Genomic DNA, 20,602 nt, shown 5'->3' with positions numbered 1-20,602 from the left:
CCTCCATATCGGAATATTAACTTCCGCCATTCCGGAAAAGGCACTTCCATTAACTGTCAGATAATTCAAACAATGTAAATAATATTAATGATTGTACCGCCATTAGCAAAATACGCTTACTCTTTAAATGTTACTCAATCTAGTCGACCTATATTGCCATGCGGAAATGAATTTATGCCAATTAATGTTACCGGTATTGACCACTCACTTGCTGCACTAAATAGCGCAATCAAAGAACATTACCTTTGGGCTGGTGATTTACTTTGTCTGAACCTGTTTGGCGGTATTGCTGGATGTGACATCATGGACAGCGATTCGCATCTGCAATGTCATTTTAGTAAGTGGTTAATGCAACGCACACATGGAGATACCCTTGACCTGAATATGGTGATGGAGATCGAACGTCATCATCGGGCCATGCACGATATTGCACGAGATCTAGCTCAGGCCGTGATGGCCCGGACAGCAACAAGGGAACTGGTCAGCCAATACCATGAACGGCAGCAGGCATTTATTGACAGTATCGATTCGTATAAATCGTATCTTTTCGCTTACCGTAATCAGCATGATGCTTTAACAGGGTTACCATTACGCCATCTGCTTTATCAGGAGTTTCCTGGTTTTCTCGCACGCTGTCAGAGAAACAGCAACAGCCTGTATGTGTTGATAATGGATATAGATCGATTTAAATCCATCAATGACACCTGGGGACATAATGCTGGGGACCACGTACTGCAACAAGTTACACAGCGTTTAAATTCCGCAACTCGCAATACCGAGCGTCTTTATCGATTTGGCGGTGAAGAGTTTATTATCCTGTTGGAAACGACTACCACGCTTGCAGCACAATCCGCAGCGGAGAGAATACGGTGCAGCCTGGCTGACCAGGATTTTCAGATTTCTGGGCAATCAGTAAAAGTCACCGTAACCGGCGGATTGACGGAAGTGCAAGAACATGAAGGACTGCATGAAATAATTAGCCGAGCCGACGAAGCCATGTACTACGGCAAAAACAATGGGCGTAACTGTTGCGTGATAAAGCGAGTGGATAAGGATTCGTGCCAGATTTTACCACTGTGAATTTATACCTAAGCTAGTCACAGAAAGCTATCCCGACCCGACTCAAACCCAGCATCATCTATTAATCGTTTTGCAGAAGACCTAAAAAAGGTGAATGCCGCCCGGAGGCGGCAAGAGGATTTACTCGCTGATTTCCAGCGCATCCTGGATGGCGTCAGCCAGTGCGGCAACTTCCTGAGAAACGTTGCGCAGGTCCATCTGGGAGCGGATCCCCGAGTTTGCAGTAGAGGCAGAAACGGACGCTTTGGAGATTTCCAGAGCAGCCTGAACGGCCAGTAAGCGCTTGTGGTTTTCAGCAGCATCAACGCCGGTGGCGCCGTCGAGATCGAAGTACCCTTCTAGTACAACCAGAAAAATCCTCTATCCATCTGTTTTATAAAAACAAAATATCCATTTTCACTCTCAGAATGGGTTCATTTTTCGTGATTTTAACTATCTGATTTTCATAGAAATAAAAATAGTTTTGCAGAACGATATTTTCGCGGCCACGTCGCTTTGTGCCAGAAGCGGACGTGGCCACTATTATGCTCTGCATCGATATAGGGAAGGTACTTAAGAACACCCCGATATTCACTGACACTATCCTCCAGCTACCGTACTGCCCCCCAACTTAGCCAAGCCAGAAAGGCCTCATCAAGCATACCATTCGGATTTACCGATGAGATTCCCCCATGCACGGGAATGATACTTTCTACTGAACCCAGAAGCTTTTTACTAAGATAATAAAGTTTCTGGGTTCAGTGAGGGGTTATTTCATAGGGGTGCGTCTTGTTTTGATCTGATCACGCCATTCTTTCAACGTGCTGATATCTGCTTGCAGCTCCTTATACTCGGGTATAAAAGCAGGCATTTCCGTCGACTGGCTGTGCTCATAACAGCTGTATTTAGTCATGAGACTTTCAATCAATTTACAGTCTTCTGCCGTTATATCCTGTACATACGGAAGCCTTCCGTCAGTCTGGATTCCTCTTCTATGACGTATAACTACCCCGTTAAACAAGTCTTCCTCGACAGAGCGTTCAATGAGTTTACGAAAATCACTGCAAACGCCCTGAGCCAGCCCACGGTAAGCCATTGCGCCATGTTCTTGTCCAGCTTTGTAGGCTGAGTCCAGCCTAGTCAGGAGAATGTTATTCGCTGTTTTGGTATTCGCATTCCAGACCTCCTGATCCGCAGGATGACCGGCTGCTCCATCAAATGATTCAATGCATATCGATTTATGGTGCTGCTTTTTCCATGGGTCTCCCTCTTTTTTTGCCAAATCTTCAATTACCCCGTAAAGGGAAAGTCTGTGCGTTAAAATAATCACCTGACGCGATTTAGCGAGTTCAACGAGGCGTTTAGCAACTTGCCACTCAAATTCGTGGTCCAGAGATGAAATAGGATCATCAAAAATGAAGGGAGCAGATCCAGGCCGGTCAGTGACATCGGCTAAAAATGCAGCCAGTGAGATAATCCTGCGTTCTCCTTCACTCAGAACATTGTGCAACTTGTCCCGTTGCGCTCCTTTAAGCTGTAGTTGATGCAAAACTTTCGCATTTGCTGTCCTTATTTTTACAAGCTCAACCTGCAAGCCAGGGGCACCAAGAACATTCAGCTCGCGATTGAATCTGGCGGCATAGGCTTCAGTGACGACTTTCTGGGTAATATCAGCAGATTTAGTTGATAATGCACGGGAAGCTGCAAGTGATATCCATGCATCAAATTCACTTCTTTTTTTTAAGCGTTCAACTTCGGCTTTGATAGCCTCGGCCTGACCAGATAACCACCGTCGAGCTTCTGCTTCGTTTTTATCCTGCAAAGCTTTGGCCCTGTCAAATTCTGTTGCATCTCTCTGAAACTGATCGGCTTCTCCCTGAAGCCGGTCGCGGTAAGAACGTAAGTTCGTGATAGCTTCGGTCAAATCAGCCAGAGGAACTGCAGTCTGGGTAGCTTCATGCTCGGTGAGCGCCTGGCGGCTGAGGGATGCGGCACTCCAGATTCCCGTTAGGTATTTATTCCATTCTTCCTGAATCGCAGCGCCTGCACAAAGAGTAGCAATTTCGGCCATTGAGGGCGGAATAGTAATCGCGCCGATTGCCTGAGCATACAGACGCTCAGATGTGGCAGCATCGATCTCAAGACGTGATTGCACGAAAGCCTCAAGATTGTTCAAACGCTGCTGAGTATCTGCTGATAGATCCTGATGGCATAAAACACAACGGGCCTCATCTGTTACCGGAAAAGCCTTGTCTGGATAGGGCATCCTAGAATAGTCGCGAGCAGCTTCCCACATGGCACGCCATACCGGTGAACCTACGCCCTCCAGTAAGCCATCTTTTATTCGTTCACTATCAAGCGCAACTCTGCGCTTGTTAATAGCATCAGCACGTAACACCCGAAGACAGTCGATATTCGACTGGCTAAAAGCCTGTGCCGTCTGCTCAAGTTTAGAGATGATCTGATTAACAGATGTTTGAACCGCAAGCTTGTTGCGGGCGCTCTCAGCCGGATCTTGAACGCTCAGACGCTCATTCAAGGCACTCAGCGCCTGCTCATCCGTCTCAGACCAGCTCGTCATCACCGCTATATTTTCGGTAGTTGCTGTACTTAGCGCACCATAGGTGGTGGCAATGCGACAACGCTGATAAACAGCGGGTAGCCCGGGAAGTTTGCTGACTAGCTGAGACTGTTCATCACTTAGCTTATCGCGTACCAGTTTCAGGTACTGAGCTAGTTTTTCAAAAAGCCCCACCACACCCGGTATATAGGTAGCGGCATTCTCTTGGGTGAGATAATGCAGGGCTTCATCCGTATCGAAGATATCAATGCCTTTCAGGGCATCGATCGGAGGACTGTCAGGTGACCAGTCCGCTTCAGCTGCGCTTCCATTCGCCTCCCATTTAATGTGGCAACTTCGCTCAGGTGGTAGGGGATTAAAGACATTAGATTTGAGCTGAGCAGCTCTGGGCTTTCCGGATATGCGTTTGAGCACGCGCGTATAGCTGGATTTACCGGACCCGTTATGGCCGTAAATAACAGTCAGATTCCCTGAACCGAAATCGAGTGGTAAACGTGGAGCAAGGTTCTCAATACCCTTTACAGCTTCAATCCGGCTTAACCTGAACGTTCCAGCTCCCTGCTCTGCAGATGCCAGGCCTGGGAAAGTACGGTGTGTCGTTTTTGTTCGTCCATAGGGGGTCTTGAGTAAGGCAATAACCTGCTGAAGGTCATTATCTGTCAAGTCGCCCTGTTGAATGAGTCTTTCCGCGAGATCCTGAAACCAGTCCTGCTGCTTTAACAGCCACGCTATGATATCGGCCTTAACATCCATTACTACTACCCTCCTTCATTCATGACGATAAAGGAAGCGAAACTGAATGCGCCTCCCTGCACATTGCCACCACGCTCTAGTGGCATTGAGAATTGTCTGATAGTGCATCAGCCACTTGAGATGAGCAACAATTGATCAACAAAAATTGGCAATAGCGTATCCGTAATCCACAGCAAAGTGTTCACGCTCCCGCATCTCCTGAAAATGAAGCCCGATCGCTACCTAGAAAGTCCGGGAAGTGGATGCCCGCGGGTATTTCACAACAGGTTTGCAGGTTAGGCATAAGTACCTTTCCTTTTGGCGACTGGAAGTGATGCATAAAGGTGAGATTAAAATTATCCGAATGACTTCATCACTATGATACTAGCCTTGATCAGTTTCATAAAACCTAAGCCGTCCGCTTCTCGCTCATAGCGGACACAGACAGAGCGTAGAATTATTCGAAAGGAGCAGCCCTCAACAGCTATGTGCTACTCCCCCATGACACAGGGTTTCAATTACGGTGTCTGCGGCCAGTCAATTGCGCCATAGCCAGCCTCATCAAATATTTCACCTAAATCCATCACTTTTAGATCTTTGATATACGCCATCCATTTGATCAAACTGGCCCTATCATCGTCAGTGATAACCTCGAGCTGCAGCTCAGTACGCCAATCAGCGACTGTGCTATTGGCTACGCTCAGTAGATACTGGCGCTGCGACTCAGCTTTAGCCTGAAACGCCGCCTTTTCCGCTTCTGCATCATGTACCCACTCACTTCCATCCCATTTCATATACTGCTCAGTTGGGCCTGTTGATACAGTGTCAAACGGTAAAGGACCCAGCGCAGTGATGACCTGCGATTCCCCTGTTTTGGTACTGTATACAATGCTGCCACGATGATCTTCAACAAGCCTCCAGCTATCTTGTTCCACATCGTAGACAGCCACGTTGCCACCTGGAATCTCTGGCGGAGGAGTAAGCGAACAATTAGCAGGAAGTCCTGTATGAGCTGGAATATAACAATCGCTCTTTCCAATAAATTCCCGTGTATCACTTCTAAGATTATAAATTTTTACAGACTGAGCCTTATTTGACATTTTAAATTTCATTTTGTTGATTCTCTTATTTCGAGCATTCAGGAACATATAGGTGATATCATAGAGAAATCTAAATATAAGTGATTGGTTAAAATATAACTACGCAAGCCTCACGATATAATTGCATGCAATGTTTTTAACCGTATTTTCCGAGTTACCACTCTCTTCAATGATAATTTCATGCCCATGCAGCCCAATTTCCACAGCATGGGCGTGAGGACCTATGTTGGTTGCATGCGCATGTAAACCAGCTGCATTTGTTTCTACCCCGCCATACCACACCCCGACACTACCGCCAGAAATAGCCTTGTTATTCCAAGCTGTTGTCGGTACCGACTGTGTCAGTGCGTGGGTATGTACCCCATCCTCAGTGCTTGATTTTGTTCCATAATCAAACTCAGCTGTTAATTTCGTGCCCAGATCAGTTTCTTTTATTTTCGCGCCGTGCCCGTGAGCTTTGATACCATCCTCTTCATATGAGAGAACTTCACGTCCGCTGGCTGGTTTGCCCTTGATAACTCGATCTCGAAAATCTGGAATAATGCCTGAAGGATAGGGAACGGCTAATTTGGTGTATATTTTAGTGTCAAACACCTGCCCCTGCATAAATGCAAATAACCCTCCAGAAGGTAGAATGTCGGATGGCCACGGAATAGGAGCGCCAACAGGATACGTATCATTGAGTCCGAGAGTAGCCAATTCTCCCAGCCCCAGATTATCCCGGGATTTCTTTTTATCATCTACATCACTCAGGTTCGCATCCTGCCGGAGAAATAGTCCATCCCCGGTGGCGACCTTTAACTCGATATTTGATGTTTCGGAGACAGCCAGACGAAATTGCAAATTGATGCTTATGCCGCTAGCGGGCTTTTCTATCGAGGCACAGTTTGCTACAGAATAAAGCTCACCCGCATCAGTCAGCAGTCCCACCTCCCGTACCGTAAAGCCACCCACATCAGCAGGAATAACCAGGTGAGCAATAAACTGGGAAGCTTGCTCAGTAGATAGATTCAGAGATGAGATAGCGGCACGATAAACTTCGTTCACCAGCTTAGTCTTCGCAGGGTCAGGTGTCACCGCACGCCCACCACCATCACCTGCCACGAAATCTTTGATAATAATACTGGTACCGTTCGCCGCAGCCGCGGCTTCAAGTTCCTTTCCTCGGTTGGTCAGGATACTGTAATACTTTTCAGCCATTACTATTCTCCGGCATTAATCACAACATCAATGTAAGCAGTCGCAGCGCCACCGATGTAATACGCTCCCTTTGACCCCAGATCGGCAATCACGTCAATAGAATTCAGGTGGCTACGCAGATTCTTGGCTTTTTCCACCTGCCTGCGTATTCGGTCATAAAGCGCGGAATCAATGGCCTGTTGGCTATAAACTTCAATCCGAAATGTGTAGGGGTCTTTTTTCGGCTCATCTTCCCACCATTCGATCACGGTAGTGGGTAAATCCACCGCCAATAATGACCGCCGGACGGCTCCCGCCGTCCCTCGATGCTGGTGTACATACGCGGCATCCTTTATGACTTTACGCTTTTGTTCCTCAGTCCAGCTGTCCTCCCAGAAATCGACGGCGTTCTCCCAGGCAAGCCACGGCAGCAGATGTGCCGGACAGGTATCGGCATTTTTGGCTTTCCTTACCATGTCCGTATCCAGTGACAGAATTTGCTCTACCCCAGCCTGTTCCTGCGCCCTCTCTGCATGAATCGCACCAGGCGGCAACAGGGAACGAAATTTATTCGGCATCACTGATTTCCTCTGAGCGGGTCACGTTTATCGCGGTGCACCATGGTGCAGTGCCCGCCACCGCTTCCAGATCCGCAATTGGCGACAGAAGCCTTACCCTTGTTACGCCGGATTGCTGTAGTGCGGCATAGACCGCTGATAGTGGTACCAGCGCTTTGATTCGATGCGAAAGAAGCGTGTATGCACGCAACACATCAGTGGCATTGGTCAGCACCGTTTGCGCATCTGGACCTTCGGGGATATCCAGTTCTGCTGTCACCTCATAGCTGGCAATCAAGGCGCTTTTCACCGAAACAAAGTCGGTCAACGGACGGATTTCATCAGCACTCAACCGGCTATTTACCGCTTTAAGCAATACCTCCGATGCAGTCCCATCTCCGGTTCGGGATAGCACATACACATCAACTTCCCCTAGCTTTCCGTGGGTTTCCGGGCCATAGGCATCAGCATCAAGCACATCCTCATCCGCTGATTTAGCGTGAAAACGGTACGCATTGCGTGCGCCGGCGGTATTGAGCTGCGCCCAGGAAAGCTGAATACGTTCACGAAAAGCGTTATCATCCTCCAGCACAGCATCAACCGGCGGTACAGCGTCGGGATCAGCTGGGGTGATAACAAACCGCTGAACATTAAAGGCCGCGCCAAGTTGGTCCAAATCAGCCCCTTTTGCGCTGGCAAGAAACACTGCGCGTACTGCGTCATTGACGCGCTGAAAGGCCAGCGTCAACTGGTAAGCATTCACCTCTCCCTGTTTGTAGGTCGGATCCGACTCCACCAGAGCATCAAACTCCGGGTCAAGTTCACACAACCGCGCGAGCCAGCGCGAAAAAATATCTGCGGCATCCGGCATCACAATGGCATCCGGCACAGCCAGTTCAGAAAGGTTAATTACGTCATAGCTGCTTGTCATAAATCTGTATTCCTCCAGTGCTGACGGACAGCCCGTTTTCTGTATTCACACCCTCAATATCGACCTCAACACCGGATCCGTTTTCCAGAAAGGAAACCACGATCCGGTTCACCTTCAGACGCGGTTCCCATCTGGCCAGCGCCGTTGCCGTCGCGGCAATAATACGCAAACGGGTCAGATCATCCTGGGGGTTATCCACCAGCGAAAACAGATCGCTACCGTAATCCCTGACAAGTACACGGCTTCCGATCGGGGTTGTCAGAATATCGCTGACTGACTGGCGTAAATGCGCAGCGCCAGACAGGCGTTTGCCGGTCCGGTTATTAACACCATTCATGATTTATTCCGTTTGTTGTTGGCTGAAAGCGGTAGGTTTAGCCGAAATAATTCGGCCCAGATTTGTCTTTATTGCTGGATTTTTTCGATGATTTCGCTGTTTTACGGATATCCACAACCAGGTTGTAGGCATAACTCAGCCCTGCTGACGTCAGTGAAAACGTCAACGACTCCACATTCCAGTCACGATCCTCACGGGAGCCAAAGCCCGACGTTGTAACGCCCGATTCAGCAGTCAGCGAAATATGCTTAGGCCGGCAGGGTCCACTGAGTGACATTTTCTGCTCGTTGCGTTGCGCTTGTGTTTTTCGGGATTTCGCGTGCTGGTCTGCTGTGGCTTTTGCTGGCTGCGTGTATGGGTTCGTCAGTGATGGCCCATCATGATCAACCGTGCTCATTTTGGTTCGACCGTCGGCTTCATCATAATAACGCACCCCAATTTTTCCTTTCTCTTTACCTTCCTTACCTGTCGTTTTCCCTGTTGAGCTCCCGCGCTCGCCTTCACTATAGGACCAGTTTGAAACCTCTTCAGGTGTAATAACTATTCCACCGACCGGCCTGCCTGACGGTGTAGACATAGCCCCCTGTTTCAGAAATAACCAGTATCCACCCGCGGGTTTGCTGACGGCATTATAGGTTCTGGCCAGACGCGACAAGAGATTGGCATCTGACTCAGCAACCTGGTCCACGTGGTCGAGGTGAATATCAGCCAGCTCTGCAGCCACTTTCGGCATCAACCCATTATCTGCCGCCACCGTTTTAATCAAATCCGCGAGGCGAAGATCATCCCAGCTTCGCGTTTTATGGCTGGTTACATCGCCGGGTTGCTTCTGTGCATTCATCGGTGCTGCAGTGGCATAAATCTCCACCCGTCGTGGCGGACCACCACTGCCCACACCTGATACAACAAACCAGCCTTTGTCGATCAGATTGTCATTAAACCCCAGTGCCAGCTGCAGACGCGCCCCCTTAGGTGGCAGTGCAAGGGTTTCTGACGATAACGTAATTTTTAATTCATCGGCTTTTGCCGTGGCGCCACCGTTATCGGTCAACACCAGTTCAGCAAGGCACTCCCGCAGCGCGCGGGTAATATCACGCCCTTCAGCACTGACGCTGAACGCTGGCGCATACTCAGGCGTTGTGATTTGCTCAGTCATGTTACTCCCAGAGGCTAAAAGGAGACTCAGCCACAGGCGGGGTAATATCCGGTAAGGTAATGAACAAGCCCGCCGGATATACAGCGCCCAGCGCCGCCAGTCCCGGATTAAACTCCAGAACCTGCGTCAAAATTGAGGACAGATTTTCCGTACCGTAACGCGTGGCGCAGATTGCATCCAGTACATCCCCGTCATGGGTTTGATATATCATCGGCATAATGTTTCAGCGTCATCGTCCAGTTTTTATTACGGTGGCCGCCCCCCGGCAGAAACCGGGTGGACGTATCAGAGAAGTCGATAATCACCCACCAGCCCATCACATCCCCGGCCCCGCTAACCAACTGTTGAGGCTTTTTCTGGTCAGCAAGGTCATAGAGATCGTTAACAGCATCCACACCTTTTCGGAAAAAAGCATGGGTCTCGCCCTCGAGTCTCACGGTGCGGCCCGGTTTACCTGTGTACTGAAGCAGATCCTGTTTGCCGATACGCTCCTGCTCACTCCAGCGCCAGCTGGCCTCACGTGTGAGCTGACTGTATGCCGTGGTGTCTATAGAGAAAGCGAAGTCACCCAGCATCATCATGACACGCGCATCCTGCGCACCACGCGTGGCCGCAGATTGCGCCCTCCCGGAGTCTTCGATAAGAGGAATAATTTCACTCACCAGATATCGCCTCCATCGAACATGCTGTTATTACCAGTAAATGCCGGGCTTGTTTTCGTGACCCCCACCACAGCATCAGCGATAGATTGCTCACTCTGTCCAGGAGCCCCGTTAATTTCAAAGTGGTAATCAAACTTACGATTGTCGGTGACGGGTCGCTGTTCCGTTTGCTTATCGGCAGTGTCCAGACGTTGCAGAAGGCTATCCCAGTAACCACCGGTTCCAGACGAACCTTCACTGGAGCCCTGCATATTGTTCTTAAAGGCACTGGTCCAATCAAACCCTCCGGTTTCCGGAGTCAGGTACTCATTCAGTGACTTATCGAAAGCCTCGTTATCATCACTAAAATAGCCGCGTGTGGTGGTGTATGACTGTTTGACCCGGTCAGGAAGGTCGGGATGTTGTTGCAATTGCTGGTCGAACCAATCACCCTGCCCGTTACGCCTCGCGGTCATTCTGGCAATATCGACGGAACCGGTCATCGCCAGTGATTTCAGCACATCCTTTTGCTCACCTCGCTCATCGGGCAACATCCACGAGAGTTTTTTCGCCAGGGCATAAACAATTTTTCCGACAAATACCACACCCTGCCCGAAGGTCAGCACACCGGGATAAAGCTCATTACGCAGAAAGTTAACGACTTTACTGATACCCCCGCCCTTAAACCATTCGGCCAGGTCATCGGTCAAACGGCGGATATCGGGGGCCAGCTCATTGCCAAGCTGACCGGAGATTTCGGCAATGGCAGAGGACATAACCGTACGCAAATTGATAATGGCCCGGTTACCTTCCACCGCGCCATTCGCGCCCTCTTTGGTCACCATGTTGTAGCGGCGCTGCTCGTCCATCAGATCGCGGTAACTTCTCCCGGACTGCTTGATAAGCATCAGTAGCTTGCTGGCCTCACCACCGAAAAGAGAATCCAGTGCAAATGAGGATTTGGAATCGTCTTTCAGGCTCAGCGCGCGCTCAACAATCTTGTCAAACTGCGCCATATTGCTCAGCCCGGCAAAGTCACCCGCTTTAAATCCCAAGGTCTCAAATGCATCCTGCAGTGAGCCCTGCTTGCCGTTCTGTTTGTACTCCCCGGCTTTATGCAGATACTCTTCAAAGAGATCGCCAATGTTCTCCCCGTTCATATCGTATTGTTTCGCCAGCGTATCCCAGGCGTTAAATGTACCCACATCAACGCCATAACTTCTCGCCACGCCGGTCTGTCTGGCGGTTTCGGCATTCGTCGCCACAGGTGCAATAAGTGAGCCCATGGCCGTCGCGATCATTCCGCCACCACCAATAGCAAGCCCCGGTGACATCATGCCGCCCAACTGACCGGCGATCCCCAGGCCCCGACGGAACAACCCTTTCCCAGCGCCTTTAAAAGCCGCCATCCGTTGCGCCTTCTGCATCTGGGCATTGAGCTTTTGCTGCTCGTTTTCCGTTTTACGGATCTCCCGGGACACATCGGTGTAACGGCGTTTCAGATCACCGAGACTCTCACCGGCGATCTTCGCACGCTTAATTTCCGCCGCCAGTTTCGTCTGGTCTTTGGTCAGTTTTTCTGACTGTTTACCGACATCCTTCAGGCTCTTTTGCAGGCTCCCGGCGGAACGATTCCACGAACTGTCAATATTGCCGCCAAACGTAATGACGGCCTTAAGATTCTGGCTTGCTCCTGCCACGGTTTACCACCTCAAGTTCATCAAAAAGAAAATCGGAGAACGTACTGAAAGGCATATCAAGGTAATCCCCGAGCGGAAAATGCAGCCGGCGGCCGAGAAACCTTACTGCCCGGAGGAGTCCTCTTTCGGACGCTCCCCGGGCGGGAGCATAAAAACATTAAAGGTATCCAGCAGGCGGGCGTAGTCTGCTGCCGTCAGTTGCCAGATATCCTTTTCTTCAAGGTTGCAGAGCTGCGCAATCATGCGCGCTTCTTTTTCTTCTTCATTGCCACGGTCCTTCGAGTGGGCAATACGGTCACGCACCAGCGGCTCGCGCATGGTGATAGTGTCAAGCGTGACACCGCTGTCCAGCGCGACTGGAGAATGAAGAGTGATAATGCGGGTTTCACCAGGAAAGCTCATGATTGTCTCCAGAAACAAAAAACGGCCCGCAGGCCGTAGAGAGAATGAAAGGGATTTACAGGCGGACCTTCGCCGCCAGTCCTGCAAGAACGTCAATACCATTCACCCGGCGTGCAAAACGCTCGGTGTCGACCGCAATCAGTTCACGGCCGTCCAGAGTCTGCCGGTAATAGCTCACTGCAATATCTACCGTGATGGCATTCTCTGACATATTGTCCTTACCGCGCGCATCCGGCGTGACGGTATGCACGAAGCCTTCGATTTCCTCGATGGTGCCCCGTGCCGTGCCGTTTGCAAGATACCCCTGATAGGCGGTAAAGCGCGGGCGGCTCCCACTGACGAATCCGAAGGCGGTCAGCATATCCGCATCCAGCCCGTAAAATTTAAGCTGGCAGGTCAGCGCCTCCATTCCATCATCAACGGGTGTTGGCGCATCCTGGGCACCGGTGCGCAGGTCTGTTTTGACAATGGCCAGCGCCGGTGGCGTAAACTCATGTGCCCCCTGAATTCGGATCCCCTCCCGGAAGAAGGTCCAGACGCGTAGTGTGTTTTTATCGCTCATTCTGTCGTCATCTCCTCAAGCGCATAGTTGTTATTCACCCGGACACGCAGACTGATTAGCTCAGTCGGTGACTTTGGACCAAAGTCATAATTGATATACAGCACTCCAGCTGCCAGAGTTTCCGCCGTGTTCAGTTCGACATCCAGCCAGGCCTGACCGCCGAAGATTGCGCCAAGCCCCACCAGTTGACGCATATAGGCGTTAATGGTGCCAATAATGTCGTCTGCATTTTCACGATCCAGAGGACGATCGACATACGCCAGCATGGTCTCCTGAATGCTGTCCTCGATGACGTCAGCCGAGCGGCGGACCGACTCAAAGCGCCACTGCGGGTCGGTCGCGCAGAGTCTGTTGCCCCAGTGCTTAAAGCCTGCGCGGCGAATGATGGTAGAGACGTTCTGCATGTTGAGCAGGTTGGCGTCGCAGTTTTCCTCCCCGAGGATAAATTCATCGATTTGCTCTACACCGAGAATGTTTTTAATTTCCTGGTTCGATTTGCTCCACCACCAGCCCTTCTCGTAGTCGATACGCGCGCGCAGACCCGCCGCTGAAGCAGAGTAAGGGCGATAAACCAGCTGACCGTCTGTATCACTGATTTGTACACGCGGACGCAGCAGCTCAGTCCTTGCCCCGTAGGACTGGCGACGCTGCACCACCTCCTGCAGGGTGGCGCCAGCAGCACAATCTACGTATGCCACCGCGCGAAGTTTTCCTGCCATCGTTTCCAGCGCTTTACCTGCTGCATCGTCCTCGCTGAAACCCGTAGCAATCAGGATCCGGGGTTGGTATGTCGTCACTGACCGGCTGGAAGATAAAGCACTGATACCCGCAGTTACCGCGGCGCGCTGTTTCGCCGGATCTTCGTCCTCAGTAACACGAACGACCACGACCAGCGCATTTCGCTGATCGTTAATTTCCGTCAATGCCTGTTTCAGCGTGCCTTTGTCGCCAAGCCGTGACAGCATTGTGGTTCCGACAATCGCCACCGGCGTATTCAGTGGAAAAGGCTCATCCTCACCACCCGCCAGTTGCAGGTTGAACGGCACAACCAGGCCGATCCCCTCTCCGGTGGCCCTGACCTTACTGTCTGCTACATCACCGACCGCATTTACTACATCACCCGCGGTCGCCGTCAGCACACCTTTGTCGTCGCAACCTAATGTGACAGTCAGCGTCAGCGCTGCTGCATCCCAGGCGACAGCGGTGGGAATAGCGGCGGGATTCTCAGCATCCAGGGTCGCCGCCAGCGCCACAACCCGCACCACATTCCCAGCCCTACCCACCAGCGTGGCCTCAAAATTCACCACGTTATCCAGAATCGGGGTTCCCGACGTGCCACTGGCCGCTGTGCCCACCGACGCATCCGGCGCCGTCCCCACCAAACCGATAATTGCGGTCTGGATCGTCGTGACAGCCACCGTCCCCGACGTCAGTTCAATTGTTTCAACACCATGTAACTGAGCCATGTTTTATCTCCAGGCGTAAAAAAACCTGCCGTAGCAGGTCACATTGTTTGATTTGGCTTCCCGGTTTTCCCACCACTGTCTCCGTCGTGATCATGAAGATTATACTTTTCACGTATCCCGCTCATGCTGCCGGTGCCATCGGAAATGTCTTCCGTCGCCTCGACGCTACCGGTCACCTGCGCCCCCGCTTCCAACGTCGTTTTTCCCTTAACGCTCAGGGTTTCCGTGATTTCCACCGGGCCGTCCAGCGTCCCTTTGCCGACAATGGTGTATGTCCCCGCCGCAGCCAGGGTGATCGTCAACGCATGAGCTTCCCGGTCATACCGGATTTCCGTGCCATCGCTGTACCGGGTGATATGTTCGCTTTCACTTCCTTCAGGAGTCGGACTCCCGCCGGTATTCCAGCCAGGAAACACACGTCCGTTGTTTAATTCCCCCGCCTCTGACAGCACCGTGACCGCATCACCAACGGCATAAGGGTTAGAGTCAGAGCGGTTGGCGCCCGAGAATCCCTGGCACAAAGGGAGCCAGGCGGTGACGATATCACCCAGGTCAACCCGGCATTTCGGCACTTTGTCATGCCGTACCGAGTGAATAACGCCACGGCGCACCAGATTCGCCAGCCGACGTTGCAGGTCACCCTCAATATCACTCATCGGGTTTTGTCTCCCAGATCCGTCGGTAATCATCCACATGTGCCCGGCCAACATCAGGCGCCTTACCCAACCACGCCTGCCTGAGCGGTACGCCGTGACTGACAAACGGATCCACGCCAAACGCCGCCGCCTGGGTGAACGAAATACGCCAGACCAGGTAATCGTCCATACGGGGATCGAACTCATCACGCTCCGCTGAGGTAAACACCGCGGGTTCAATATGACCCAGGTCAAACTGCTGGCCATCAATCCACTGGGTAATGTCTGCCGCCGCCGTACGCACAAAGATCTCCGGGACCGAGGCACCAGCCCCGGCGGCATCCACCACCACAAACAGATCACAGGTCAGCCCGATATTAAGCTGGCCTTCGTTGCCCCCACCTTGCTCCCAGCTGTTAATGGTGAAATACACCGCGGGCGTTACCAGACCGGAAAAACGCGGCACATTTTTTTCCGGATAAGCATCGGCGTCCTGTACCCAGTTAATTCTTTTCAGCGCCGAGATCACCGCATCGTGATACTGCCCCAGCAGAAGTGGCTCAGCCATTTTTCACCTCATACCGAAATTTTTGCCTTCACTCTTCCGCGAATATCGCTTTCAAAGTGATGCATAAAAATATCTATCGCCTCCGCAAACGCGTTGTCCTCAACGTAGTTCAGCATTGGCTCGTAAATATCCACTTCCGCCTCACGGGTTCGCCGCGTTTGCGGATCGCGGATCACGACTGTTCGCTGCTTATCACGACGCGACCTGGCGACCTCCCCGTTGGTGAACGTCTGTGAGGAAAGCAGATTGCCTTTAGGTGCAAAACCCGCCTCCTGCGTCTGCCTGGTGGCTTTGATATAACGCCCCGTCGATTTATCCCGCCGCGAGTGACGAGGGCGGATCCGTCCGGAAATACGCCCTTTCAGATCCTTCACCTTGATGGCGTTCAGACCAAACCAAAGGCGGAAATTATCAAGCTGCGAACCTCTGTCTAACCTGAACGACAGCAGACGGCGGCGCACAAGGTTCATGCTCCGTGGTGCCAGTCCATCCTTCAGGTCAGCCATCGCCTTTTTTCGAAGCGTGGCTGCCGTTCGGCTGAGCGCTCGCGTATAAGCAGCCCGGAACTGTTTCTGGGTAGCACCAATCTGTTCTGCAATACCCCAGATGGCATTCACATCAATATCAACGGGTAAATCCCGTCGGAGGCGCGATTCACGGGCCATATCAGCTCCATTTATCGATTGCCGGTTGAGGTTTACCCGGCTCACCATACGCCAGCGTGACGCGTGTCCGCCCTTCTTCATCGGTACCGACGTGCGTAACACGGTACGCCACCTGGTTCATCACCACGCTATCGTGCCTGGATAACCCAGTGATATCCGTCGTCATGGCGCTGAATGCCGGGGAGTGGTCCTGAATTTCACTGCCCCCCGGCACACTGACAGGCGCATCAGGTGATTCAAAAATCACCGTCACCGCGCGCTGTTCATCACCGATAGACAACATGGCTGGAACCTCTTCGGCAAATGCCCGGTTTATCCGGGCATCCGCTTTCATCAGGCGCTCACGAAAGCGATTCATCAGTAACCCAGTCGAACGGGAACCTGATCCACATCGGCAGCAGCATCCGCCCAGGCTGTACCTGCAAGGGAATTAGGTGCTTCAGCCGTGCCGACTTCGATGCTCAGCTTACCGTCAACCAGATATAACTTCTGGCCGACAATCACAGCCTCAGCCGCTTTTGGCAAGGTAAACACTCCGGTCGTATGCAGCACACCCCACAACCCTACCGGGATGTCATCGTGAGCTACGCCCACCAGCGCGCCTGAAAGCACAGCATCCCCCGAATGAATATCGGTCGCACCGATATTCTGAAAATCCAGCGTGTTGCCGTCCTGCTGATAATTTTTCGCCATTTTTCTCTCCAGAAATACAAGGAGCAGCACATGCCGCTCAGTAATAAAAAAAACCGCCAGGCGGCGGTCATTATTTTTTGGTGACTTTAACCAGCCCACGCCAGTCAAGCGGTGCCACACCGGCATCAATGCGCACCTTAAAGGCCGCGCCATCAACGGTGAAGCCCTGCTGCTGCTCCAGATAAGGCGTATCGATACCGTCCAGATAGGCCACCTCGATGGTGTCGCGACCCTGTGCTGCCGACAGGTAATAATCGGTCGCGCTGCTATCATCCAGACGAGCCTCAGAGGCCACCGTCACAAAGTTCTGGATCGGGTTAACGATACCGCTGTTCGTATCCGCGCCCGGTACGCTTGCCGATTTGATCAACTGATTCGCGCGGGATTCAATCGCTACCGGCGTCAGCATAAACGCAGGACGAATGTTCAGACGGCGGTCTCCGGATTTTTGTAATAGCATTGCCTTACGCGCCGTATCCAGTCCTTCAATGCTCAGGTCGGCGGAGACAAGGTTGCCGTGATCGACATGGAACAATGGTTTTCCGTCCGACATTTTCGGGTTGCTGGTCAGCACTGCCCACACCAGATCGCCGACGGTTGCTCGTGCTGCAAGCCCCATCGCCTGTGGGATACGAGTCAGCATGTCCAGGTCATCGTTGATGATGGTCTGGCGGTCAATGCTGAAGAGTTCGCCGTAGGTCGCCAGCGCGATTGGCTCGCCGCGATCCTTGATAGTGACGTATTTATATTCCGCCCCCGCGCGGACCTTACGCAGCGATGCCAGCGATTCCAGGCCGACGCGGTGCGCGGTTTTGAAATCGGTCAGCGTACCTTTACGGGTCCACTGTTCGAATGATTCTGTGGCCTCATCCCAGCCCAACAACGCCGCCTTGTGCGCCACGTCCATCAGGATATTGCCGAAATCACTGCTGCTGTGGGTAAACGCCAGACCGACCATCGCCTGCGCCGTTCCAGCACCGGAGATACCGATGCCACGGTCCACCAGCGAGGCGCGCGCCAGTTCGCGTAAGGTATAACCGTTATAGGCGTTACTCTTCTCTGCCTGGGCATAGCCTGCGCGGGTCATAACGGCCGCACGGATGGAGTCCCCGACGAGATTGCCGTTACCAGCATGAATATGTACCGCACCCGGTCCAGCACTCGGCGTCGTCCCAGCCGCCAACGCATTCAGCAGCTTACTGCGGGCCTGCTCTGCGGAGCAGGAAATATCACCGATGCACTCCGCTTTCAGCGTGGCGAAAGCCGGGAATGCCTCAAACACCGCGGAAACTGCAGTGGTGCGTTCGGTATTAGCAGCCTGCATCTGCTGCTGAAGTTGCGCCGCCAGGGCAGTAATATCAATGTTGCCCATCTGCTGCTGGGCGGGTTGCGGTGCCTGAGCCTGTGGTGCTGGAGTTTGTGGCGCTGGCGACTGGTTAATCGGGGCTTCGGCGCGCGGCGTCATAAGATGTTTAATTTGTTCTGGCATATTCTGATAGTCCTTCAGTTTATTTTCATTCACACAGGCTGCCGCCTGCAGTTCAGGTTCAAGCCTGTCGGCAAACCCTTTTTCCACCGCCTCCGCGCCGTTAAACCAGGTTTCTGCTTTTAGCATCGCCTCCAGCTCCTCCTGCCCGAGCCCGGTTTTGTTCATATAAGCACTGAGCATCAGCGCCTCATTACGGTCCAGCCAATCGGCATAGTCGCGCATCTCGTCAGAGTCGCCGGCAATACCGCCCCACGGTTTATGCACCATGATCCAGGCGTTCTCCGGCATATGCACCGTGGCGCCGGGCAGACAAACGATCATGGAGGCCATGCTCGCCGCCACACCGTCCACCCAGATATCCACCTTCGCTTTGAGCCGGGAAAGGGTATTGAAGATGGCAAAGCCCTGCATCACATCACCACCCGGGCTATGGATATGAAGATCCACCGCACTCGCCTCAAAGACACCCGCCTCCTTGCAGTCGGTGACAAACTGCTGAGCGGTAATGCCCCATCCGCCGATCACGTCATAGAGAAAAATCTCCACCCGTCCGGCAGCCTGCGCGCGGATTTCATACCAGCACTGACCGTTGGCAGCATCGACCCCAGCCAGACTGGCCTGAGGGTTAATCATCAGCGTCCGACGGTTTTTTATCGTCAGTATCTTTTGCCGTTGCATCTGGCGTTGCTCCTTTGTCGTTGGCGGCGTCAGAGTCGAACACCAGCCCGTTTTCTCGGTTAAATTCTGTTTCACGCAGCCGCTGGCGTTTCACCTCCTGCGGGTTTTTGCCGCGGGCTCGCGTCCACTCTGCCTCAGTCCCGGCCCCACCACGCACAATCGCTTTCCAGGCGGCGGCCTCTTTCACCGGGTCAATCCACGGCATAACCGGTCCCAGATAAAGGGCGTTATAGAGCGAGTTTTTATCTACGTCTGGCGGGATAGTTATGCCGCTGAGCAGCGCCATCGCCAGCCAGTTCCGGTATACAGGGCGGCTTTGCTGCCCCACAAACCACTGCTGAAGGACGTTGTAACCTTCGAAACTCTCCACCAGCTCCTGCCGCTGCGAGCTGTAGGTGCCGTTGTAATCACGTGCAATGCTGGAATAGCTGCCGCGAGTTCCTGCCGCCACCGCACGCATCTGCCCGTTCCTGAACTCGTACATGTGAACGTTCGGGCGATTAGACTCCACCATGCCCAGGTCCTCGCCGGGCTTCAGTTCGTCGTAAATCATTCCCGGTGCAATGTCGTAATAACGCTGGCCACCCGGTGTTGAATAATCCGAGTCGCCATCAAGGGACGCTGCGTCCCCACGTTTGATATAGAAACCCAGCGCAGCCGCAATGCGGGCCGCCACGCGCTCACTCTCTTCGTAGTCTTTAATGTCAGAAAGGCGGGTTATCACACCGTGGATCAGACTGATACCACGCAGCTGGTGCAGCCGTTTACGCATCGCAAGATGCAACATGCTGTCAGCTGAAATGGTTTTTAAATCAGCGCTCAATCCGGCAAAGCTGGCGGGATGGTTTTTATAAACCCGGTAGCCCGTCGGTCTTCCCCAGGCATTAACGATAATCCCCTGGCGGATCTGCTGACCGGCGGTGCTGTTCAGATTAAATGGAACAAAATCAGCCTCCAGCAGCTCAAGCGAAAACGGCACCGACGTAGAATGCTGCAGGCCAGCCACATTTCCCCGGACCATCTGCGTAAACACTTCCCCGTCACGCAGCGCCGAGCGAAGCAAAAGCCGTTCGGCCTCAGGACGCGTAAACATCCCGGTCACTTCCGGGCGCACCGACCACTCCGCCCACAGCGCGGACAATTGCCCGGCAAAATCTGAATGCAGATTGCCATTCATGTCCAGCGGCTGCGGTTCAACGTGGATCCCGTGTGCGCCAATCACCCGATCCTCCATTTTGTCGAAAAGACCAATGACCAGATCATGGTTTTCATCCAGCCAGCGGGCCTGCTCGCGTAGCGAAGTACCGGCGGCAAAAACGGCGGAGTCAGCGGAGCGGGATTCCCGTTTGCCTTTCTGCAGGCGGGACGGGTGCGCCGCCTCATAGGCGCTTAGCCTGAGCCGGTTCTGCGCGCGCGCCGCCGCCCACCCGGGCGAAATGACGCCCAGTGTCTTTTCAAATATTCCCATGCT

At 52.6% G+C, this 20,602-nt stretch carries 22 protein-coding genes; 1 reads left to right on the top strand and 21 read right to left on the bottom strand.

Annotation, left to right across the window (positions count from 1 at the left end):
• Positions 1-174 precede the first annotated feature (174 nt).
• Entirely contained in the window at positions 175-1,080 is a 906-nt protein-coding gene (locus ABOC97_RS21345) for a diguanylate cyclase (protein WP_349601584.1), read from the top strand.
• Positions 1,081-1,200: 120 nt separating this feature from the next.
• Here the strand turns inward: ABOC97_RS21345 and ABOC97_RS21340 are convergent, their stop codons facing one another.
• The 21 genes from ABOC97_RS21340 to ABOC97_RS21240 form a co-directional block, all read right to left on the bottom strand.
• Entirely contained in the window at positions 1,201-1,431 is a 231-nt protein-coding gene (locus ABOC97_RS21340) for a hypothetical protein (RefSeq protein ID WP_349601599.1), read from the bottom strand.
• Positions 1,432-1,828: 397 nt separating this feature from the next.
• On the bottom strand, positions 1,829-4,393 hold the full coding sequence (locus ABOC97_RS21335; protein ID WP_349601583.1) for an AAA family ATPase: 2,565 nt from the start codon (positions 4,391-4,393) through the stop codon (positions 1,829-1,831).
• A 497-nt stretch (positions 4,394-4,890) separates the two neighbouring features.
• Entirely contained in the window at positions 4,891-5,484 is a 594-nt protein-coding gene (locus ABOC97_RS21330) for a tail fiber assembly protein (protein WP_349601581.1), read from the bottom strand.
• A gap of 87 nt (positions 5,485-5,571) precedes the next feature.
• Entirely contained in the window at positions 5,572-6,672 is a 1,101-nt protein-coding gene (locus tag ABOC97_RS21325; protein WP_349601579.1) for a phage tail-collar fiber domain-containing protein, read from the bottom strand.
• A gap of 2 nt (positions 6,673-6,674) precedes the next feature.
• The gene (locus ABOC97_RS21320; RefSeq protein ID WP_349601577.1) at positions 6,675-7,229 is read right to left on the bottom strand and encodes a phage tail protein I; all 555 of its coding nucleotides are present in this window, start codon (positions 7,227-7,229) and stop codon (positions 6,675-6,677) included.
• On the bottom strand, positions 7,219-8,139 hold the full coding sequence (locus tag ABOC97_RS21315; protein ID WP_349601575.1) for a baseplate assembly protein: 921 nt from the start codon (positions 8,137-8,139) through the stop codon (positions 7,219-7,221). The genes ABOC97_RS21320 and ABOC97_RS21315 overlap by 11 nt, the downstream gene beginning before the upstream one ends.
• Positions 8,123-8,476, bottom strand: coding sequence for a GPW/gp25 family protein (locus ABOC97_RS21310; protein ID WP_349601574.1), 354 nt, complete (start codon positions 8,474-8,476; stop codon positions 8,123-8,125). The genes ABOC97_RS21315 and ABOC97_RS21310 overlap by 17 nt, the downstream gene beginning before the upstream one ends.
• A 37-nt stretch (positions 8,477-8,513) precedes the next feature.
• On the bottom strand, positions 8,514-9,632 hold the full coding sequence (locus ABOC97_RS21305; protein ID WP_349601572.1) for a late control protein D: 1,119 nt from the start codon (positions 9,630-9,632) through the stop codon (positions 8,514-8,516).
• A 1-nt stretch (position 9,633) separates the two neighbouring features.
• Entirely contained in the window at positions 9,634-9,843 is a 210-nt protein-coding gene (locus tag ABOC97_RS21300; protein WP_459253834.1) for a tail protein X, read from the bottom strand.
• Positions 9,824-10,285, bottom strand: coding sequence for a phage tail protein (locus ABOC97_RS21295; protein ID WP_458285214.1), 462 nt, complete (start codon positions 10,283-10,285; stop codon positions 9,824-9,826). Before ABOC97_RS21295 ends, ABOC97_RS21300 begins: the two co-directional genes overlap by 20 nt.
• Before the next feature lie 5 nt (positions 10,286-10,290).
• A complete protein-coding gene (locus ABOC97_RS21290; protein ID WP_349601567.1) occupies positions 10,291-11,973 on the bottom strand; it encodes an AAA family ATPase in 1,683 nt (560 codons plus the stop codon).
• A gap of 102 nt (positions 11,974-12,075) precedes the next feature.
• Complete coding sequence (locus ABOC97_RS21285; protein WP_349601565.1) at positions 12,076-12,375, bottom strand: phage tail assembly protein; 300 nt, start codon at positions 12,373-12,375, stop codon at positions 12,076-12,078.
• Positions 12,376-12,430: 55 nt separating this feature from the next.
• Entirely contained in the window at positions 12,431-12,937 is a 507-nt protein-coding gene (locus ABOC97_RS21280; RefSeq protein ID WP_349601563.1) for a phage major tail tube protein, read from the bottom strand.
• Positions 12,934-14,403 (bottom strand): phage tail sheath C-terminal domain-containing protein, encoded by a 1,470-nt coding sequence (locus ABOC97_RS21275; RefSeq protein WP_349601561.1) that lies wholly within the window; start codon positions 14,401-14,403, stop codon positions 12,934-12,936. The genes ABOC97_RS21280 and ABOC97_RS21275 overlap by 4 nt, the downstream gene beginning before the upstream one ends.
• A 38-nt stretch (positions 14,404-14,441) precedes the next feature.
• Complete coding sequence (locus ABOC97_RS21270; RefSeq protein ID WP_349601560.1) at positions 14,442-15,059, bottom strand: phage baseplate assembly protein V; 618 nt, start codon at positions 15,057-15,059, stop codon at positions 14,442-14,444.
• The gene (locus tag ABOC97_RS21265; RefSeq protein ID WP_349601558.1) at positions 15,052-15,606 is read right to left on the bottom strand and encodes a hypothetical protein; all 555 of its coding nucleotides are present in this window, start codon (positions 15,604-15,606) and stop codon (positions 15,052-15,054) included. The genes ABOC97_RS21270 and ABOC97_RS21265 overlap by 8 nt, the downstream gene beginning before the upstream one ends.
• Before the next feature lie 8 nt (positions 15,607-15,614).
• On the bottom strand, positions 15,615-16,271 hold the full coding sequence (locus tag ABOC97_RS21260; protein ID WP_349601556.1) for a hypothetical protein: 657 nt from the start codon (positions 16,269-16,271) through the stop codon (positions 15,615-15,617).
• Position 16,272: 1 nt separating this feature from the next.
• Entirely contained in the window at positions 16,273-16,629 is a 357-nt protein-coding gene (locus tag ABOC97_RS21255; RefSeq protein ID WP_349601554.1) for a head-tail joining protein, read from the bottom strand.
• Positions 16,629-16,964: a DUF2190 family protein gene (locus ABOC97_RS21250; protein ID WP_349601552.1), complete on the bottom strand. Its 336-nt coding sequence runs from the start codon at positions 16,962-16,964 to the stop codon at positions 16,629-16,631. The genes ABOC97_RS21255 and ABOC97_RS21250 overlap by 1 nt, the downstream gene beginning before the upstream one ends.
• A 70-nt stretch (positions 16,965-17,034) precedes the next feature.
• Entirely contained in the window at positions 17,035-19,131 is a 2,097-nt protein-coding gene (locus ABOC97_RS21245; protein WP_459253833.1) for a ClpP-like prohead protease/major capsid protein fusion protein, read from the bottom strand.
• Positions 19,079-20,599 (bottom strand): phage portal protein, encoded by a 1,521-nt coding sequence (locus ABOC97_RS21240; protein ID WP_349601550.1) that lies wholly within the window; start codon positions 20,597-20,599, stop codon positions 19,079-19,081. Before ABOC97_RS21240 ends, ABOC97_RS21245 begins: the two co-directional genes overlap by 53 nt.
• Positions 20,600-20,602 lie beyond the last annotated feature (3 nt).

The organism is Kluyvera huaxiensis, assembly GCF_040149365.1.
Classification (GTDB): Bacteria; Pseudomonadota; Gammaproteobacteria; order Enterobacterales; family Enterobacteriaceae; genus Kluyvera; species Kluyvera intermedia_A.
Note: the sequence above shows the minus strand (reverse complement) of the source record. Positions and strands in the feature narration are given on the sequence as shown.

Coding starts and splice junctions, on each gene's coding strand:
- ABOC97_RS21335 (WP_349601583.1), bottom strand. CDS start 4,393: ATGGATGTTAAGGCCGATATCATAGCGTGGCTGTTAAAGCAGCAGGAC.
- ABOC97_RS21300 (WP_459253834.1), bottom strand. CDS start 9,843: ATGATATATCAAACCCATGACGGGGATGTACTGGATGCAATCTGCGCC.
- ABOC97_RS21310 (WP_349601574.1), bottom strand. CDS start 8,476: ATGAATGGTGTTAATAACCGGACCGGCAAACGCCTGTCTGGCGCTGCG.
- ABOC97_RS21305 (WP_349601572.1), bottom strand. CDS start 9,632: ATGACTGAGCAAATCACAACGCCTGAGTATGCGCCAGCGTTCAGCGTC.
- ABOC97_RS21345 (WP_349601584.1), top strand. CDS start 175: ATGCCAATTAATGTTACCGGTATTGACCACTCACTTGCTGCACTAAAT.
- ABOC97_RS21240 (WP_349601550.1), bottom strand. CDS start 20,599: ATGGGAATATTTGAAAAGACACTGGGCGTCATTTCGCCCGGGTGGGCG.
- ABOC97_RS21325 (WP_349601579.1), bottom strand. CDS start 6,672: ATGGCTGAAAAGTATTACAGTATCCTGACCAACCGAGGAAAGGAACTT.
- ABOC97_RS21275 (WP_349601561.1), bottom strand. CDS start 14,403: ATGGCTCAGTTACATGGTGTTGAAACAATTGAACTGACGTCGGGGACG.
- ABOC97_RS21250 (WP_349601552.1), bottom strand. CDS start 16,964: ATGGCGAAAAATTATCAGCAGGACGGCAACACGCTGGATTTTCAGAAT.
- ABOC97_RS21315 (WP_349601575.1), bottom strand. CDS start 8,139: ATGACAAGCAGCTATGACGTAATTAACCTTTCTGAACTGGCTGTGCCG.
- ABOC97_RS21285 (WP_349601565.1), bottom strand. CDS start 12,375: ATGAGCTTTCCTGGTGAAACCCGCATTATCACTCTTCATTCTCCAGTC.
- ABOC97_RS21255 (WP_349601554.1), bottom strand. CDS start 16,629: ATGAATCGCTTTCGTGAGCGCCTGATGAAAGCGGATGCCCGGATAAAC.
- ABOC97_RS21280 (WP_349601563.1), bottom strand. CDS start 12,937: ATGAGCGATAAAAACACACTACGCGTCTGGACCTTCTTCCGGGAGGGG.
- ABOC97_RS21270 (WP_349601560.1), bottom strand. CDS start 15,059: ATGAGTGATATTGAGGGTGACCTGCAACGTCGGCTGGCGAATCTGGTG.
- ABOC97_RS21265 (WP_349601558.1), bottom strand. CDS start 15,606: ATGGCTGAGCCACTTCTGCTGGGGCAGTATCACGATGCGGTGATCTCG.
- ABOC97_RS21245 (WP_459253833.1), bottom strand. CDS start 19,131: ATGCAACGGCAAAAGATACTGACGATAAAAAACCGTCGGACGCTGATG.
- ABOC97_RS21330 (WP_349601581.1), bottom strand. CDS start 5,484: ATGAAATTTAAAATGTCAAATAAGGCTCAGTCTGTAAAAATTTATAAT.
- ABOC97_RS21320 (WP_349601577.1), bottom strand. CDS start 7,229: ATGCCGAATAAATTTCGTTCCCTGTTGCCGCCTGGTGCGATTCATGCA.
- ABOC97_RS21260 (WP_349601556.1), bottom strand. CDS start 16,271: ATGGCCCGTGAATCGCGCCTCCGACGGGATTTACCCGTTGATATTGAT.